This window comes from Cohnella zeiphila, from assembly GCF_014212055.1.
GTDB classification, from domain to species: Bacteria; Bacillota; Bacilli; order Paenibacillales; family Paenibacillaceae; genus Cohnella; species Cohnella zeiphila.
Genome location: NZ_JACJVO010000009.1, coordinates 33,671 through 50,834, shown reverse-complemented (window position 1 = coordinate 50,834; position 17,164 = coordinate 33,671). Strand labels below are relative to the sequence as shown.

Sequence of the window (17,164 nt, the reverse complement as noted above, 5' to 3'; positions counted from 1 at the left end):
GCGCGGCGCTTTTTCATTTGTTCGGAAAATATTCCTTCCACCGGCGGTCAACCAGCTCCACGATGTCCTCCCGCGGGAACAGTTCGTCCGGGTAGCCCGGCTTCATTCTCGCGTCGATGACGATCGGCAATCCGTATCCGATATGATGGCGGGTCGTCCGGCTGGCCGCATAAATGTCGTGAGCCGGATTGAACCGGGTGAACGTCGTCCAGAGGAACGCCGTCTGGCCGGCGGCGATGTCGGCGTCGTCGGCCAGCACGACGAGCGGCCATTCCGTTCCGCGCTCCGTCAGCGCCGCCGACAGCCGCTCCGCCAGCTCGGGGTCCCGCTCGTAAGGCGCGCCCTGGACGACGAGGCAGCCGCGGCAGTACGGCCGGATCTTGTCCACGCCGGCGATGTCGCCTTCCTTGTATTCGGAAGGAAGCGAACGAACCGGTTCGCCGACGCCGAGCAGAACCGCCTTGCTCCCGTGGTTCAACCGCTTGCCGGTATAATCGAGCGTATCGTGAGACGTATGGTCGAAAATGAACAAGTCGCGCTGAGGGTCGAAGCGCTCCAGCACCGTCTCCATCAGCGAAGGGAAATGCTCCAATTCCACGTAGCGGTCGGTCAGCATGAGGAACTTCGTCAGGCTGAGCTGGCCTTGGCCGAGAATGCTGAACGCGGTGCCGAGCGCTTCCCGGGAGTAGCTCTCGCGCACGACCGCCGCGGACAGCGCGTGAAAGCCCGTCTCGGCATACGTCCACAGGCTGCGGACGCCGGGCAGCGCCATCGGGAACGCCGGCGACAGCAGCCGCTGCAGGAACTCGCCCAGGTAGTAATCTTCCTGCCGGGGCTTGCCGACGATCGTCGCCGGGTAGATGGCGTCCTTGCGGTGCCAGACGTGGTCCACGTTGAACACCGGAAAATCATGCTGCAGCGAGTAATATCCGTAATGATCGCCGAACGGGCCTTCCGGCCGGCGAAGGTGCGGCGGCACCCGGCCGGCGATGGCGAATTCCGCCTCGGCCGGAATGCGGTGGCCGCCGAGCGGGTCTTCCGCCATCGGCAGCTTGCCGCCCAGGATGAGCGAAGCGAGCAGCAGCTCCGGGATGTTCTCCGGAACCGGCGCGATCGCGGAGGCGATCAAGGCCGGCGGGCCGCCCAGGAAAACGGTGACCGGAAGCGCCTCGTTCCGTTTCTCCGCCTCATGATAGTGGAAGCCGCCGCCCTTGTGGATCTGCCAGTGCATGCCGGTCGTGCTGTCATCGAAGATCTGCATCCGGTACATGCCGAGGTTATGGCGCTTTCCGTGCCCGGGCTGCTCCGTATAGACGAGCGGCAGCGTCACGAACGGGCCTCCGTCTTCCTGCCAGCTCGTCAGCGCCGGAATGCCGGCAAGCGGCCGCTCGCGCCGCGAGACGCCGAGCACGGGGGCCGATTCGGCGGACGCCTTTTTGAGGCCGACCTTCAGCAAGTCGAACAGCATGTCTTTCTCCCGCCACAGAGCGGCCGGCGTCGGCGGCAGCAGCGTATCCATGGCGCCGATCAGCCGGTTCACGAGCTGTTCCGGACGCGGGCCGAACGCCAGATCGACCCGGCGGCTCGTGCCGAACAGATTCGTGACGACGGGGAACGAGCCCCCTTTGACGTTCGTAAACAGCAAAGCCGGGCCCTCTTCGTCGATGACCCGGCGGTGAATTTCGGTGATCTCCAAATTCGGATCGACCGGCGCGTCGATGACGGCCAGGTCGTTCTCCTTGCGCAGCGTGTCCAGAAACGGACGCAGCGATGCGAAGCTCATGTTCCAACCTCCCGAGTGACGATGCGGCAAGCCAAAGATTGAAGCGGGCTCAGCGTCTGGACAATTGCCAGGACCTTATGGCAAGCAGGCACAGGACGCTGAACATCGCGGTAAGAATCAACGTATGAAGCAGGCTCGTAAATACGTAGGCGTCTTCGTTGTCCAGCGTCTCCGTCACCAGCCAGCCGCTCAATACCTGGGCCGCGACGAGAACGAACGAGGAGAACGCCATCTTGCTAAGCTCTCTCCGACCGGATGCGCGGCGATTCACGTACAGCGCCAGCACGAGCATGAAGACGAACAGCAGCGCCGCCGCGACCCGGTGCGCGAATACGATGCCCGTCGCTCCGCTCAGGTCGGGCACGACCTCGCCGTTGCACAGCGGCCAGCCGATGCAGCCGCCCGAGGAATCGGTGTGACGGACGTAAGCGCCCAGGTAAACGACGCCATAGCAGTAGACGAGCACGGCAACGACCGCCCGGAAGATGCCGGCGGGCACGGAACCGGCGGCCGATGCCGCGGCTGCCTTGCCCGGCATTTCCCCTGCCGCCGCCATTCTTCGCGACCAAGAGTACAGCAGCCAAGTAAACGTAAAAGCGATCATCGAGATGCCGAAATGGATTGCCAGCACCGCGTCCGACGTCGGCCAGATCACCGCCATCATCCCCAGAATGGCTTGCGCCGCGGTAAACGCCAAGGAGCCGCTGGCGTAGAAAATCGCTTCGCCGCTTCGCGGCTTCCGCAGCAGCGTCACGACGAACACCGCCGCTACCAGCAGCCCTTCCAGCCCGCTTACCGCGCGGTGAGAATATTCGATCAACGATTCCAGCGTATAAGCCGGCACGAACTTGCCGTTGCACAGCGGCCAATCCGTCCCGCACCCGCGGCCGGAATCCGTATTCGTGACGACGACGCCGGCGATCAGCACGATGAACATGCCGAGGCAGGTCCAGAAGTTGAGCAGGCGATATCTCTTCGCGGTCATGCTTATCCCCGGTTTCTATTGTGAAATTAGGCTCAAAATGGCCACCCTCATTATACCGAACCGGGAAACACAAAACCATGTTCAAACTGTGACGGTTTGCCCTTGTTTGTGACGATCCGTTCCTGCTGCAAAAAGAAACAGACCGCTCCCGATCTCAGGTGCGGTCAGCTTCCGTTGCGATAACTTCAATCCTCGCTCACGCTTGCGGAGCGACGGCTTGCGAGACGGCGACCGCGCGGTCCAGGAACTGCTCGATCTCGTCGCGCGTCTTGCGCAGCTTGCTGACGAAGCGGACGAGCTCCTTGCCTTCGCGGAACGCGATAAAGCTCGGAATGCCCAGGATGTTCAGCTCCGAGCACAGATCGGGCAGCTCGTCGCGGTCGATCTCGATCAGCGTCAGCCGGTCCGCGTAGGCGGCTTCCACTTCCGGCATGAACGGGTCGATGAAGCGGCAATCTCCGCACCATTCCGCCTTGAACACCGCCACCGTCAAGCCGCTGTCTCCGACCTTGGCGCGGAATGCGGCTTCGTCCCGAATTTTCTCCATTCGAACCATCCTCCTTGGGCCGGTCCGGTCTCGCGGCCCCGCCTTATTTTGCGCTCATTATACGCCTTCCCCGTCCGCCGCACAAGAGACGTTCCCCCGAAGCAGATTCCGTTTGCTAGGCCCGCTGCCTGCCGCGCTGAAGCCGAGCGAACGGGCGAAGCAGCTTGCGAAGACGGGCCGGATAGCTCTCGATGTCTTCGCTTCGAATGACCCGAAGGAGGAACAGCAGCACCGGGTAAGCGATGCACACGAACAAGCCAAGCAGGATAGTCGTAGCCAAGTAACGCCATCTCAGGCCGAGCGCGTCGAACCAGTCCGGTCCGTAGTAGGCAAGGGCTCCGCCAATCGCGACGACGATCAGCACCGCGGCGATAAAGCCGGCCCAGCGGTTTCCGAGCACGCGAATGCCGGTCAGTCCGCGGATCGTCGCCATATTCCAGGCGGTGACGAAGATGAAGCAGACGCTCGTCGCCGCGATCAAGCCGTATACGCCGAAGAACGGCGTCAACGCGAAGCTGAGAACAAGCTTGATCCCGATGCCCGTCAGTGTGTGTACCATCGCAACGCGCTGGCGGTTCAACCCGTTCAGAATCGAGTTCGACGTCATCATCGTAATCTGGAAAATCGTTCCCGCGGTCAGCATGCCGACGATGGCGCTTCCGACCGGCAGCGAATATCCTTCCGGAGGATTGAACAGCAGCCCGTTCACCGGATTCGCGCCGACGGCCAGCACAAGCACGACGGGCATGCCCGTAAATACGGCGATGCGCATCGCGAGCATCCCCTGACGCCGGACGCGCTCCTTGTCCCCGGCGGCGAAAGCCGCCGATACGACGGGCAGAATGGACGTGCTGAGCGCGATCGCCAGCACCGGCGGGATCCCGGCGACGGACTGGGCGTTGTTCGTCATAACGGCATGCCAGATATCGACTTCTTCAGCGGAAAATTTCCACTCGGACAGCGGCACCAGCAGAGAAGAATCGATCGTGTAAATGAGCTGAACGGTCATCGCCGTCAGCAGGATCGGGATCGAGATGCGGAAGATGGCCGCGTAGATCTCGCGGGTCCGCTTGAGCACCGGCGGTCCGGAAAAGCCTTCCGTCGCGACCGCCTCCGCGGTCGCTGCCGTCATGGCCGGAACGAGCCGGTCGGCCTTGCGCAGCTTGAACGCGTACCAGAGCATGATCGCGAAGGCGGCGACGCTGCCGAGCACGCTGCCGAAGGCGCCGCCCGCCGCTACCTTCGTATCGCTATACCCCCAGCCGAGCAGCAAGTAGGCGAGGCCGACTGCGGTCACGACGCGCGCGATCTGCTCCACGATTTGCGAGACGCCGCCGGCAATCATGAACTGCCGTCCCTGGAAATACCCGCGCATCATCGCGATGACCGGGAACAGAAGCAGCGACGGCGCAATGGCGCGAATCGCCAGCGTAGACGTCGGAACACCGCTCAGGCGAGCGTATAGCGGCGCGAACAACAGCAGCAGAACGGTCATGACGATGCCCGCGACGACGCCGAACCGGATCGCCGCCCGATAGATCCGGTTTACTTCTTCGTGGCGCCCAAGCTCCAGCCGTTCCGACACCATCTTGGAGACGGCGCTCGGAATGCCGGCCGTCGCGAAGACGAGCAGCAGCAAGTAAACGTTGTTGGCCTGACCGAAGTCGCTATTGCCTTCCAATCCCATCGCATGCTGAAGCGGAACCCGCTGGAAAATGCCGAGCACCCGGGCGACCAGCGCCGCGGCTGCCAAGATGATCGTGCCTTTGATCAAAGAGTCTTTCTTAACCATATCTTTTCCTCATCCCAACGGTTCAAAGAATCCAAATGAAAAACAACACGACCATCGCCACTTGCAGCAGCACCTTGACGACCGTGCTGGCGAACAGGCCGAGCATCGAGCCCCAGCCGACCTTCCACGCCTGCGCCATCGACGAGCCGTGCACCAGTTCGCCCAGCACCGCGCCCGCGAGCGGGCCGATGATCAGGCCGAACGCCGGTATGACGAACGGGCCGATCATGATGCCGATCGTGCTTCCGACGACGGACGCTTTGGACCCTCCGTATTTTTTGACGCCCCAGGCGCTCACCGCGTAATCCGCCACGAACAGCACGATCACGATCAGCGTCTGAATCGTCCAGAACCAGAAGCCGAACTTGCTGAACGTGAAGAACAGCCCGTACGCGAAGAAAGCTGCGTAGATCGCCAGCGCGCCGGGCAGAATCGGGAAGATCGCTCCCGCGAGGCCCAGACCGATCAGTCCGATGACGACTATCCAGCCGATAATATCCATTCCATCACGCCTTTAACAAGTAATGTCGAATGACTTGGGCGACCCCGTCCTCCAGGTTGCTCGCGGTTACGACGTCGGCCGCTTCCTTGACCGCATCCTGGGCGTTGCCCATCGCCACGCCGAGCCCGGCCGACCGAATCGCGGCCAAGTCGTTCAGGCTGTCGCCCACCGCGACCGCCTCCGTAAGGTCGCAGCCGATCATGCGGCACACTTCGGCGATCGCTTCCGCCTTCGATACGCCGACCGAGTTGATCTCGATATTGTTCGGCGAAGAATTGCTCAGCTCCAGCCCTTCCCATCCGGAGATCTCGTCCAGAATCGCTTGCAGATCCTTCAAATCTTCCGTGTAGTACCCGAATTTGAGCCACTCGTGCGCATAGGTGTCGTCGGTCCATCGCTCTTTGTTATAGATGCCTTCCGTGGAGTACGCCCAGAACCAGGCGTCGGGATGCGCCTCGGCTACCCGGTGCAGCTTCATGACCATCCCGCCGTCCAGCGTCGTCCGCCGATGCAGCTCGTGCGGCTTGCGCCAGATCTCCCCGCCGTTGGCCGTGATCATCGGCGCGTCCGGGCTGATCTGCTCCGCGAACGGCAGCGCTCCTTGAAATCCGCGTCCCGTCGACACGCATACGGTAATTCCGGCTTCCTGCGCTTTATGTATCCATTCCAGATTCCCCTCGCTGATCTCGCTTCGGTCGTTCAACAGCGTGCCGTCCAAATCCAGTGCCAGAAGACGATAAGTACCCAATCCGCCGCCCACTCCTTCTTTCAGATTCCGCTGACAATACAACGAACATTTTAACACAAAAGCGTGGGGAACACGATGACGGCGCGAACGGCAAACAACCCGGACGCCCATCCGTTCCGGGTTGTTTGCCGCCGGCTTCAAGCGTAATGGCAGGAGGCCCGATGGCCCGGGCGCACTTCCCGAAGCACGGGCTCTTCCTCCGAGCATCGAACCGTCGCGGCGGGGCAGCGGGTCCGAAAAGGGCAGCCGCTGGGAGGATGGATCGGGCTGGGCAGCTCGCCTTTCAAAATCATCCGTTCCTTCCGCGCTTCCAGGTCGGGATCCGGTACGGGAATGGCCGACAGCAGCGCCTGCGTATAGGGATGCCGCGGATCGGCATACAGATCCTCGCTGCGCGCCAGCTCGACGATTTTGCCCAAGTACATGACGGCAACCCGGTCGCTCATGTATTTCACCATCGAGAGATCGTGGGCGACGAACAAATACGTAAGCCCCATCTTCTTCTGCAGCTCGATCAGCAAATTGACGATTTGCGCCTGGATCGACACGTCCAGCGCGGAGATCGGCTCGTCGCAGACGACAAACGCCGGCTCGACGGCGAGGGCCCGCGTAATGCCGATCCGCTGCCGCTGCCCGCCCGAGAATTCGTGCGGATACCGCGAAGCGTGCTCGGCGTTCAGACCGACCGCCTCCAGCAGCCGCTCCACCCGCCGTTTCCGTTCCGCCCGACTGCCCGCGAGCCCATGAATGTCAAGCGCTTCTCCGACGATGTCCAGAACGGTCAGGCGCGGATTCAACGACGCGTACGGGTCCTGGAAAATCATCTGCATTTTGCGCCGGTACGCCTTGAACTTGGATTTCGGCAGCTTCGTCACGTCCGTTCCGTCGAACGCGACGCTCCCCGCCGTCGGCTCATACAGCCGGATCATCGTGCGTCCGGCCGTCGATTTGCCGCAGCCGGATTCGCCGACCAAGCCTAGCGTTTCTCCCTTGGCGATCGTAAAGCTGATATCTTGAACCGCCTTCAACACGCGGTTGCGGCCAACGTGAAAAAACTTGCGGAGCCCGCCGACTTCGATGAGCGGTTCGCTCATGCGCTCGCCCCCTTGCCGCCGCATTCTTCGGGCCTGGCTTGCGGATGCTGCAGCCAACAGCGGACCGATTGAGTCTCGCTTAAACGCGTAAATGCCGGAACGTCGGTCTCGCAGATTTGCATCGCCTCTTCGCATCGGCTGCAAAAAGGGCATCCTGGCGGCGGCATGATCAGATCGGGCGGCGTTCCGTAGATCGGAACGAGCGGTTCGTCTTTCGCTTGGTTCAACCGGGGGAGCGAGCGGAGCAGCCCCTTCGTATAAGGGTGCTGCGGATTGCGGAAGATTTCCCGCTTCGTTCCGGTCTCCACGATTTGCCCGGCGTACATCACGATGACGCGGTCGCACAGATCGGCGACGATGCCGAGATCGTGCGTGATCAGAATGATCGAAGAGCGGGTTTGCCGCTGTAGTTCCTTCATTAAACGAAGAATTTGCGCTTGAATCGTCACGTCGAGCGCGGTCGTCGGTTCGTCGGCAATAAGCAGGGCCGGGCTGCACGCCAATGCGATGGCGATCATCGCGCGCTGGCGCATCCCGCCGGAGAAGTGATGCGGATACTGCGAGATTCGCGACTCCGCATGGGGAATCCCGACCGTGGCGAGCAGTTCGATCGCCCGCTTCTTGGCCGCAGCTCGGCTCATCCGCCGGTGCCGCACCAGCCCTTCCATGATTTGCGCCCCGACCGTCATGGTCGGATTGAGAGAAGTCATCGGATCTTGAAAAATCATGCCGATTTGCCGGCCGCGCACCTTCTGCATTTCTTTCTCCGGCAGCGCGAGCAAATCTTGCCCGGCGAACGTGATCGAGCCGCCGCGAATCTTGCCCGGCGGCACGGCGAGGAGGCGCATGATCGCCTGTGCCGTCACGCTCTTGCCGGAGCCGGATTCGCCGACGATCGCGACGGCTTCCCCTTCCGTCACGGCGAAGCTGATGCCGCGCACCGCCTGCACCTCGCCGCCGTAAACACCGAAAGACACGCTCAAGTCCTTCACGTCCAATAACGTTTTCATGCCGGAACGACCTCCTTTTCCGAATATTCCGTCATTTCTTGAGCTTCGGATCGAACGCGTCCCGGAGCCCGTCGCCGAACACGTTGAAGGCGAACATCGTCAAACTGAGCAGCAGGGCGGGGAACAGGAGCCGCCAAGGGTAAACTGTCATCGCCTTCACGCCGTCGTTGATCATCGTTCCCCAGGAAGCGATAGGGGACTGGACGCCGAGCCCGAGAAAGCTGAGGAACGCTTCGGTAAACATGGCGCCGGGCACGGTCAGCGTAAGGGTCACCAGGATCGGCCCCATCGCGTTCGGAATCAGATGGCGGAATAGAATCCGGAACGGGCCGGCTCCGAGCGCTCTGGAGGCAAGCGCGTACTCCTCGTTTTTGAGCTGCATGATTTGGCCTCGCACGATCCAGGCCATGTTGATCCAGCCGGTAATCGACATCGCCACGATGATGGTCGTCAGACTCGGCGGCATGACGACAAGGAGCAGGATCACGACGAGCAGATAAGGAATCGCATAGAGAACTTCCGCGATCCGATTCATGATCTCGTCCGTTTTTCCTCCGAAATACCCCATGATCCCCCCGTAAACGATGCCGATGGCCAGATCGATCAAGGCGGCCACGACGCCGACGAACAGCGAGATTTGAGCGCCTTTCCACGTTCGGACATACATATCGCGTCCGAGATCGTCGGTTCCGAACCAATGCCGAAAGCCCGGCGCCTGATTCGTTCGGTCCAGATCGTTCGAGAAATAATTATAGTGCGAGAAGAGCGGAGCGAAAATCGCAAACAGCACGACGGCGACCATCAGATACATCCCGAACAGGGCCAGCTTGTTGGCGAACAGACGGTAACGAATGTCCTGCCAGGCGGACAGGCTCTTGCGCGCGATCCGTTCGGCACGCTTCGGATCCCGGCCGATCTTCCGGAATCGGTCGGGCGACGCATCGGAATCCGCATTCAGATTGAGTTCGGACGGCATGGCTCATCCCCCCATCCTTCCGGCGGAAATTCGAATGCGCGGATCTACGAACAAATAGGCGATATCGGCCAGGAATCTGGATGCGAGAAGCAGAATGGCATAAAAGATCGTCGTCCCCATAATAAGCGGATAATCCCGATCGATGACGCATTGCACGAAAAACTTTCCCATGCCCGGAATGGCGAAAATCTGCTCGATAATGACCGAGCCGGTGATGACGTTGGCCGTCAGATAGCCCAAGTACGTCACGACGGGGAGCATCGAGTTGCGGAGCGCGTGCCGCCATACGATCAGATGGCCGGGAAGCCCCTTGGCTTTGGCCGTCTTGATAAAGTCGGCGCTTAGCACCTCGATCATGGTCGAGCGGATCAATCTGGCGATGAAGGCGATCGAGACCGAAGACAGCGCTATTGCCGGAAGCACGTAATCGAGCGGTCCATGAAGCCCCGTAACGGGAAACGCCCTGATCTTGACGGCGAACAAATATTGCAGAAGAGGGGCCATGACCATGCTGGGAACGGCCAGGCCGGCGACCGCGAGGATCATGGCGAGATTGTCCAGCAGCTTGCGGTGGCGCATCGCGGCGATAATGCCGAGCGCGCACCCGGCCAGCACGGACGTAATCATCGATACGATGCCAAGGCGAAGCGAATAGCCGAACGATTGGGCGATCGTCTGATTGACCGACCGGAACCGCTGCTTCATCGAGATGCCGAGGTCGAAATGAGCGAGCTTCTCCAAGTAAACCCCGTACTGCTGAACCAGCGGTTTGTCCAGACCGTAATACGCTTCCATGTTTTTCTGAATCTGCGCGGTCGTCGCCTTCTCTTCCCTCAAGGGGCTTCCCGGCACCGCGTTCATCAGCACGAAGGTGGCCGTAACGAGCGCAAAAAGCGAGATCAGCATAAAGATGAATTTGTTCAGGACATAGCGAATCATCGTTCTCACCGTCCTTTCATCTTCTTCGAGAAGAAAAGGGTATATATAGGAGGCTATATATACCCTTCCCGGACTATTGCTTGTCGCCGTACACCCAATCGATATTGCCTTGGTAGTCCGAGCTGACGCCGGTAAAGCCGGGCTTCAGCATCGTGACGGTCGTGTAGTAATAAATCGGCAATTCGGCCATATCGTCCGCCATCGCCGTCTTTTCCGCCTGCGCGATTTTGTCCAGGCGCGCCTTGTCGTCCGTCGTCGTCAGCGAATCGTCCAGCAGCTTGTCGACCTCGGGATTGCTGTACTTCCCGTCGTTGTTGCCGGACTTGGAATGGATCAGGTCGTAAGTAAAGTTGATCGCATCGTTGAAGTCGGCTCCCCAGCCGGAACGGGCAATGTCGAATTGCTGCGCCGTCCGCGTGTTGAGGAACGTCTCCCATTCCTGATTCGTGACCTTCACCTCAACGCCCAAATTTTTGCGCCACATATCCGCAATCGCTTCCGCGATCGCCTTGTGGCCCTGATCGGTGTTGTAAAGAAGCGTGACGGCGGGCAGCTTGGAGAGCTTCTCTTCCTGCAGGCCTTGAGCCAGCAGCTTCTTCGCCTCGTCTACGTTCTCGGTAAAATAATCGTCCGGGTAAAGCTCGCGGAACTTCTTGCCGCCCGTGCCGGCGATGCTCGGCGGAACGAGGCCGAATGCCGGCGTCTGGTTCGCTTTCGTGACGTTGTCGATAACGGCCTGGCGATCGATCGCCATCGAGAACGCTTTGCGGATGTCGGCGTTGTCGAACGGCTTCTTCGTCGTATTGAATTCGTAATAATAAGTACCGGCGACCGGCTGGACTTTGGCGGTGCCGTCCGCGATCACCTTCTGCACCTGATCGGTCGGCACCGATCCCGCTTGCGCGCCGATCCAATCGATTTTATCCGTCTGGAACATGTTGAAGACGGTGGACGCTTCCTCGACCATCGTAATCGTCACTTGGTCGAAGTGGATGTTGTCCTTGTCGAAATAATCCGGATTCTTCGTCATGACGAGCTGGCTGTTGTGCTCCCAATCCTTCAGGAGGAACGGTCCGTTCGTGACGATCGTGGACGCTTCGGACGCCCAATCCGGCTTCGCGTCGACGACTTTCTGATCCTCGGGCCAATAGGAGTTGTGAGCGACCAGGCTCAGAAAATAAGGAGTCGCGTTATTGAGTTTGGCTTCCAGCGTGTAATCGTCCAGCGCTTTGACGCCGACATCGTCCGCGGAAGCTTCTCCGGCGTTGTACTTCTCGCCGTTCACCAGATAGAACAGGAAGTAGGCGTAGGGGGAGGCGGTCTCCTGCGAGAGCGTCCGTTTCCACGCGAATTCGAAATCGTGCGCGGTGACCGGGTCGCCGTTGCTCCATTTCATATCGTTGCGAAGATGGAACGTATACGTCTTGCCGTCGTCCGAGACGTCCCAGTCCGTGGCCACGGCGGGCTCGGGTTCGCCGGCGTTGTTGAGTCTGGTCAAGCCTTCGAACAGGCCTTTGCCGACGATGACGGACTGGGCGTCCTTGAGGAGGGAAGGATCGAGGCTGGGCGGTTCGACCAGCGTAAAGCGGAATTCCTTCGGCGTTCCCGCGCTTGTCGGGCTCGCGCCGGCACTTCCGCCAGGGCTTGCGCTCGGACTGGCGCTCGCGCTCGGCGAGCTGCCGCTGGGGGAACCGGAACCGCCGTTATTGTTTTTGTCGCTGCTGCAGGCGGCGAGGGAAAGTCCGAGCAGCGCGATCGCCATGACCGTAGAAACGTTTCTTCTCAGTTTCATCCTTTCTAACCCCTTCCTTGTCCCGTTTGTAAGCTGGAGATCTGCAAGCCGCAAGCACGCTTCCATGCCCGACACTTCCGTCTCTTACTCTCATTCCAGGCGAAAGGTTTATGTTAGGTTTAAGAACATATTATTTGTTTTTCGAATCACCACCTTTTATCGAGTCATATTTCATTCCATAAATGTTCTTTATTTCGTCTTTACGCCTCCTTTGCCCAAAGACTTATGAGTCCCACAGATGAACGTATAGAGCGTTGCATATGTGTTCCTCATTTGGTGAAATTATACTTCACTATATTGCCTAAATCTATGATTTTTTTCTCCCATTCCAAACTTGCAGCTTCACCGCAGGCTCGGATTACATCATTAATGCGGCAATGCGCTATTGAATGAAAATAACTATGAACTGGATTGATATTCGGGATATTTCAACGGTGTTTCGCTTGTCTTTTTTAGATTGTTTTCATCATGTTTCAGCTGTTAAACTATTTTTCTTTTGGCAAAATATGTTTCCCTTCCGACAATTTTGAATGCCCGCGCTTGCCGGGAAATCCTGCATGATTATGTAACTGTCCGGGGATCCGACAATAAAGAAATCCGCAATTTTATTCGTTTAAATGTATATTGTATTCATTTATCTTTACACGGGCGTAAAGTCGGCTCTTGACAAAAACAGTTCGATATACGATAGAAAATATGACATAATTAAAATGGAAATTAAAGCATTTTCAAAACAACACAAAAAGACGCGCGCCGCCCGTCAAGGCTTGCGCGCGTCTTCCGCAAACCGGTCAAACTATCGTTCGAGGCGCATCACGAAGCTTGCTTCTCCGTTTCGGTCAGCTTCTTGGGAACGCCGGTCAGGCCGATCTCGCGATCGTACGCGTCGAAGATTCGGCGCGCGATCGGCGCCGCTCCCCAGCCGCCGAATTCGCCTTCCGGCACGACGACGGCGACGGCCAGCACCGGGTCCTCGGCCGGAGCATAAGCGATAAACACCGCGTTGTCCACGTTGTGTCCTCCCACGTCCTGCTCGGACGTCCCCGTCTTCCGGTTGAAGTTGTAGGGGAAGTCTTCGAAGCCGTGCACGTTCACCTGCGACATCCCCTCCTCGATCGTATCCCAATACGCCGACGGGAAGCTGACCGTGCTTAGAACTTCCTTTTGATAGGACTGCACGACATTGCCTTCGTTGTCCGTGATATGATCGACGAACTGCGGCTTCAGCCGGGTGCCCCGGCTGGCGAGCATCGTCGCGTACTGCGCCAGCTGCAGGGTCGTATAACGGCCTTGCTGGCCGAAGGAGGCATAGATCAGAGCGGACTGCGCGCTTCCCCTCTTGACTTCGGTAAAGTAGTTGATGTAGCCTTTCGATTCGCCGGGCAGACCGCTCTCCGGCGAGACCCCGAGGCCGAACATCTTCATGTATTTGTCCCAGACGTCGACCCCCTTGGTGCCGTCGCGCAAATAGAGCGCGTTGCCGACCATCTTGGACATGAACGCATTGGACGATTTAGCGATCGCCTTCGCCGGCGTCAACGTGCCGTTCGCTTCGCCGCCCGCGTTCTTGACCCTTACTTCGTATTTCGTGCCTTTTTTGCCGAACGAGAAATAACCGGGATCGGGCCACGTCGTCGCCGGCGTAATGAGATGCTCGTTCAAGCCGAGCAGAATGGTGAGCGGCTTCTGCGTCGACCCGAGGTTGACGAGCGATGACGGATGCTTCAGCCGCTCCTTGCCGTCGGCGTATGGGGCCTGAACCTCGCGAATCGCGCCGTTGCCGATGTAGTACTGGACCTGGTCCAGGTCCTTCTGGCTGATGCCGCCCTGCCACAGGTTCGGATCGTAGTCCGGCATGCTCGCCATCGCCACGACCTTGCCGGTCTTGACCTCCATGGCCACCGCGTAGCCGGTCCTGGCGTTCGGAGCGTACTCGGCCTTGTTCGTCGACGTGCGGATCTTCTGCAGTTGGTTCATGATGGCATTCTGAGTCGCAAGCTGCACGTTCTTGTTAATTGTCAGGTACAGGTTATTGCCAACGACCGGCTTCGTCAGCTGCATCGGCCCGACGATGCGGCCCTGGCTGTTCACCGGATACGTCTTCAGCCCGTTGCGGCCGCGCAGCTCGTTCTGGTACATCAGCTCCAGCCCGTCGAAGCCGACCTCCTCCGAATCCAGATACTTGAGCGTCGGATCGTTCTGCCCTTCGTTGATGTCTTTGTACTTGTCGAGCGCCGTCGCGCCGGACAGCTTCTTCATGTAGCCGACGAGCTGCACCGCCACCTGGTCCGGGCTGTACTGCCGAATGCTCTCCTCGGTGATATCGATGCCCTTGAATTCGTCGCGATGCTCGCTGAAATAGGCGATCTCCTTATCCGTCAAGCCGCTCTTGAGGCGGCGCGGCTGGGTCGAAGGCTGCACCTTGCCGCCGAAGTCCATATCTTCGAAGACGTCTTCCGCGGTCAGCGGCTTCTTCGTCTTGTCGCCGTACTTGTCGAAGACTTCGACGAGCCGTCCGGCCAGTTCCCGGCCCTCTTCCTTCTTCGTGCCCGGCTGAATCGTGTAGTACAGGGATTGCGTCGAAGTCGAATAAGCGATCGGCTGGCCCGTCGAGTCGTAGATGTTGCCCCGGATCGGCGGAATGGGAACTTTCGATGTCGTCATCTGATGCTCCCTCTCCTGAAGGGACGGTCCTTGCACGAATTGAAGGTAGGCCAGCTTGACGATCAGCATCGAGAAAGCGAAGAACGTAACGAAAAAGAACAGGTTCAGGCGAAAACTGAAGTTGCGGCGGTTGCGGATTTCTCTTTTCTGGGCTTCCTCCGTGCGGGGATCCGGGCTCACCGATACGACCTCCTAGGCTTGTATCCTATCCTGGCAATGACATGGGATAGACGATCCGCAAGCCTCTGGGGTTGTAGGATTCGGAAAATTTTTCCTCCCGACGAGAGCGTGCCTTCTTCATTCCTCCTTCGACAGAAGGGATACGGCCATTTCGCAAGTCAGGCGGCCCGTCTCTCCCGGCCGAAGCTCTTGCAGCCCGGTAGCGGCCGGTTCCAGAGGCAAATTGAACGCATTGGTCGCGCACGTGTAAGGCTCCGGACAAAGATAACGTCCCCGGCCGTCCCCGTTGTGCAGCACCCAATGCCGGAACGACTCGTCCGCGCGGTACGTCAGCCGGATGCCGGCTTCGCGGTCCGTCAGCACCGCCTCGTTCGGCCCCCCTTCTCTCGCCTCGAACAAATCGTCCAGCAAGACGCCGTCCATCGGCATTCCTAACCGCAGCGGCTCGCTCCTTGCATCGTCCACCAGTTCCCCGGTAGGAAGCATCCGTCCGTTCAGCTCCCATTTGCGGCCGACGGGCGCCTGAAGCGAGCACGACCGCAGCTCCGAGCGCTCGCCGAACGGAAACCGAAACGCGGTATGGTAGCCAAGCCCCCATGGAAAAGCCGCGTCGCTCTCGTTGCGGATTTCCAATTGCTGCAACAGAACGGCCCCCTTCAGTTCGAGCTTCATGACGAGACGGAACGGGTGCGGGAATTGCGCCATCACTTCCGGATGCCGCACGGAGACGAACTCCGTGATCAGCGACGCGACGTCTCCTTCCCGTCTAAGCGATACGATCTCCCAGCGATTATCGTGAACGAGGCCGTGAGCATGATTGCCGGTCGCCAGATCGTTGACGGCGAATCGGTAGGCTCGGCCATTGTAGGAAAAGATGCCGTCCTCGATCCGGTTCGGCGGGAACAAAACGGGAACTCCGTACAGCAGCGGAGTCCGCCAATATTCGCCAAGAGAAGCGGGAGCCCTCAATAGCTCCGCCCCCGCTTCCCGGCTCCGCAACGAGACGATCCGGCTCCCCCAGTCGGGAACGATCGTAGCGGCCAACGCCTCGTTCTCCAGCCGCACGGCCGGCACGCCCAGGAACTCGGTCCGCCCGACATTCGGCGCGTTCTCCCGGATCATGCGCTCAGATTTTCTCCGCGTGGCCGCTTGCGGCCGAACGGTGAATGGCGTCGACCAGCTTGGTGTTGAGCAAGCCGGCGTCGGCTCCCGCTTCCGGAGCCGTATCCAGGCGGACGTGGTTGACGAACGCATTCAGCATGCAGCTCGGAGCCGACGTCAACTGCCCGTTGATCGGCGTTCCGAGCGTGTGCACATGGCGGTAAACGCCGCCGGCCTGGCGAACCATCTGGTCGGCCAGATCCACGTATAACGCTCCGCTGTCGCCGATGATTTCGTATTTGAAGTCGTAAATAAGCGGCATCGACTCGGGAAGCACCCAGCTGGTCGTGAACGCGGCGTGCGTGCCGTCGTCGAAACTGACGACCGACTGGATCGAATCGTAGGTGTCGATGCCCATGCCGGCCAGCTTCTTCTTCGTTCCGACCGCGTACACGCGGACGGGCGAAGCCTCCGGCTTGAGCCACAGCGCAATGTCGGTCGCGTGCGGCAGCAGGAACCAGCCGGGCGACGATCCGGTAGACCACTTGAGCATCTTGGTCGGGACATAGATCGTGTCGTTCAGCCTGGCGTTGATCGTCAGGATGTCGCCGATCTCGCCTCCGCTCACCGCCTCTTTCACGGCGACGAAGGGCGAATTCCACCGGTTTTCGAAAGCGACCATGCATTTAATGCCGGCGCGGTTGACCGCCTCGCGCATCTCCTCCGCTTCCTCCACGCTGGTGGAGAACGGCTTCTCGACCATGAAGTGCACCCCGCGTTCGGCCGCCAGCAGCACCGGCTCGCGGTGCAGGAAATCGGGAGTCGCAATGACGAGCGCGTCCAGCCGCTCCTTGTCGAGCATCTCCTTCACGTCGGCATAGCCGGGCACGCCGTACTTCTCCCTGCTGCGCTCTAACGCCGCCGGGAAAGCGTCGCTGACGGCAGCCAATTCCGCATGCGGATTTTGCCGCAGCGTATCGGCGAACAGATTCCCGCGAAGGCCCATCCCGACAATCCCGAATTTGATCAAGTTCATTTGAGGTCAGCTCCT

At 59.8% G+C, this 17,164-nt stretch carries 14 protein-coding genes; all 14 read right to left on the bottom strand.

Annotated features, from left to right (window positions below):
* Positions 1–13 precede the first annotated feature (13 nt).
* Positions 14–1,783: a UbiD family decarboxylase gene (locus H7C18_RS07495; protein ID WP_185128418.1), complete on the bottom strand. Its 1,770-nt coding sequence runs from the start codon at positions 1,781–1,783 to the stop codon at positions 14–16.
* Between the two features lie 49 nt (positions 1,784–1,832).
* The gene (locus H7C18_RS07490; RefSeq protein ID WP_185128417.1) at positions 1,833–2,768 is read right to left on the bottom strand and encodes a COX15/CtaA family protein; all 936 of its coding nucleotides are present in this window, start codon (positions 2,766–2,768) and stop codon (positions 1,833–1,835) included.
* Positions 2,769–2,964: 196 nt separating this feature from the next.
* The gene (locus tag H7C18_RS07485; RefSeq protein WP_185128416.1) at positions 2,965–3,315 is read right to left on the bottom strand and encodes a thioredoxin family protein; all 351 of its coding nucleotides are present in this window, start codon (positions 3,313–3,315) and stop codon (positions 2,965–2,967) included.
* A gap of 115 nt (positions 3,316–3,430) precedes the next feature.
* The gene (locus H7C18_RS07480; RefSeq protein WP_185128415.1) at positions 3,431–5,107 is read right to left on the bottom strand and encodes a putative polysaccharide biosynthesis protein; all 1,677 of its coding nucleotides are present in this window, start codon (positions 5,105–5,107) and stop codon (positions 3,431–3,433) included.
* A 22-nt stretch (positions 5,108–5,129) separates the two neighbouring features.
* Positions 5,130–5,609 carry a DUF456 domain-containing protein gene (locus H7C18_RS07475; protein WP_185128414.1) on the bottom strand — a complete coding sequence of 160 codons (480 nt, stop codon included), beginning with the start codon at positions 5,607–5,609 and terminating at the stop codon, positions 5,130–5,132.
* Between the two features lie 4 nt (positions 5,610–5,613).
* The gene (locus H7C18_RS07470; RefSeq protein ID WP_185128413.1) at positions 5,614–6,357 is read right to left on the bottom strand and encodes a Cof-type HAD-IIB family hydrolase; all 744 of its coding nucleotides are present in this window, start codon (positions 6,355–6,357) and stop codon (positions 5,614–5,616) included.
* Between the two features lie 137 nt (positions 6,358–6,494).
* Positions 6,495–7,451 (bottom strand): ABC transporter ATP-binding protein, encoded by a 957-nt coding sequence (locus H7C18_RS07465; protein WP_185128412.1) that lies wholly within the window; start codon positions 7,449–7,451, stop codon positions 6,495–6,497.
* Positions 7,448–8,461: an ABC transporter ATP-binding protein gene (locus H7C18_RS07460; RefSeq protein WP_185128411.1), complete on the bottom strand. Its 1,014-nt coding sequence runs from the start codon at positions 8,459–8,461 to the stop codon at positions 7,448–7,450. Before H7C18_RS07460 ends, H7C18_RS07465 begins: the two co-directional genes overlap by 4 nt.
* A gap of 31 nt (positions 8,462–8,492) precedes the next feature.
* Positions 8,493–9,437, bottom strand: coding sequence for an ABC transporter permease (locus H7C18_RS07455; RefSeq protein WP_185128410.1), 945 nt, complete (start codon positions 9,435–9,437; stop codon positions 8,493–8,495).
* A gap of 3 nt (positions 9,438–9,440) precedes the next feature.
* Positions 9,441–10,376: an ABC transporter permease gene (locus tag H7C18_RS07450; protein ID WP_185128823.1), complete on the bottom strand. Its 936-nt coding sequence runs from the start codon at positions 10,374–10,376 to the stop codon at positions 9,441–9,443.
* 73 nt (positions 10,377–10,449) lie between these two features.
* Positions 10,450–12,168 (bottom strand): peptide ABC transporter substrate-binding protein, encoded by a 1,719-nt coding sequence (locus tag H7C18_RS07445; RefSeq protein WP_185128409.1) that lies wholly within the window; start codon positions 12,166–12,168, stop codon positions 10,450–10,452.
* 813 nt (positions 12,169–12,981) lie between these two features.
* Complete coding sequence (locus tag H7C18_RS07440; RefSeq protein WP_337913090.1) at positions 12,982–15,012, bottom strand: peptidoglycan D,D-transpeptidase FtsI family protein; 2,031 nt, start codon at positions 15,010–15,012, stop codon at positions 12,982–12,984.
* 117 nt (positions 15,013–15,129) lie between these two features.
* A complete protein-coding gene (locus H7C18_RS07435) occupies positions 15,130–16,134 on the bottom strand; it encodes an aldose 1-epimerase (RefSeq protein WP_185128408.1) in 1,005 nt (334 codons plus the stop codon).
* Positions 16,135–16,138: 4 nt separating this feature from the next.
* Entirely contained in the window at positions 16,139–17,149 is a 1,011-nt protein-coding gene (locus tag H7C18_RS07430) for a Gfo/Idh/MocA family protein (RefSeq protein WP_238357545.1), read from the bottom strand.
* Between the last annotated feature and the right edge of the window lie 15 nt (positions 17,150–17,164).

Coding starts and splice junctions, on each gene's coding strand:
- H7C18_RS07495 (WP_185128418.1), bottom strand. CDS start 1,783: ATGAGCTTCGCATCGCTGCGTCCGTTTCTGGACACGCTGCGCAAGGAG.
- H7C18_RS07490 (WP_185128417.1), bottom strand. CDS start 2,768: ATGACCGCGAAGAGATATCGCCTGCTCAACTTCTGGACCTGCCTCGGC.
- H7C18_RS07485 (WP_185128416.1), bottom strand. CDS start 3,315: ATGGAGAAAATTCGGGACGAAGCCGCATTCCGCGCCAAGGTCGGAGAC.
- H7C18_RS07480 (WP_185128415.1), bottom strand. CDS start 5,107: ATGGTTAAGAAAGACTCTTTGATCAAAGGCACGATCATCTTGGCAGCC.
- H7C18_RS07475 (WP_185128414.1), bottom strand. CDS start 5,609: ATGGATATTATCGGCTGGATAGTCGTCATCGGACTGATCGGTCTGGGC.
- H7C18_RS07465 (WP_185128412.1), bottom strand. CDS start 7,451: ATGAGCGAACCGCTCATCGAAGTCGGCGGGCTCCGCAAGTTTTTTCAC.
- H7C18_RS07460 (WP_185128411.1), bottom strand. CDS start 8,461: ATGAAAACGTTATTGGACGTGAAGGACTTGAGCGTGTCTTTCGGTGTT.
- H7C18_RS07455 (WP_185128410.1), bottom strand. CDS start 9,437: ATGCCGTCCGAACTCAATCTGAATGCGGATTCCGATGCGTCGCCCGAC.
- H7C18_RS07450 (WP_185128823.1), bottom strand. CDS start 10,376: ATGATTCGCTATGTCCTGAACAAATTCATCTTTATGCTGATCTCGCTT.
- H7C18_RS07445 (WP_185128409.1), bottom strand. CDS start 12,168: ATGAAACTGAGAAGAAACGTTTCTACGGTCATGGCGATCGCGCTGCTC.
- H7C18_RS07435 (WP_185128408.1), bottom strand. CDS start 16,134: ATGATCCGGGAGAACGCGCCGAATGTCGGGCGGACCGAGTTCCTGGGC.
- H7C18_RS07430 (WP_238357545.1), bottom strand. CDS start 17,149: ATGAACTTGATCAAATTCGGGATTGTCGGGATGGGCCTTCGCGGGAAT.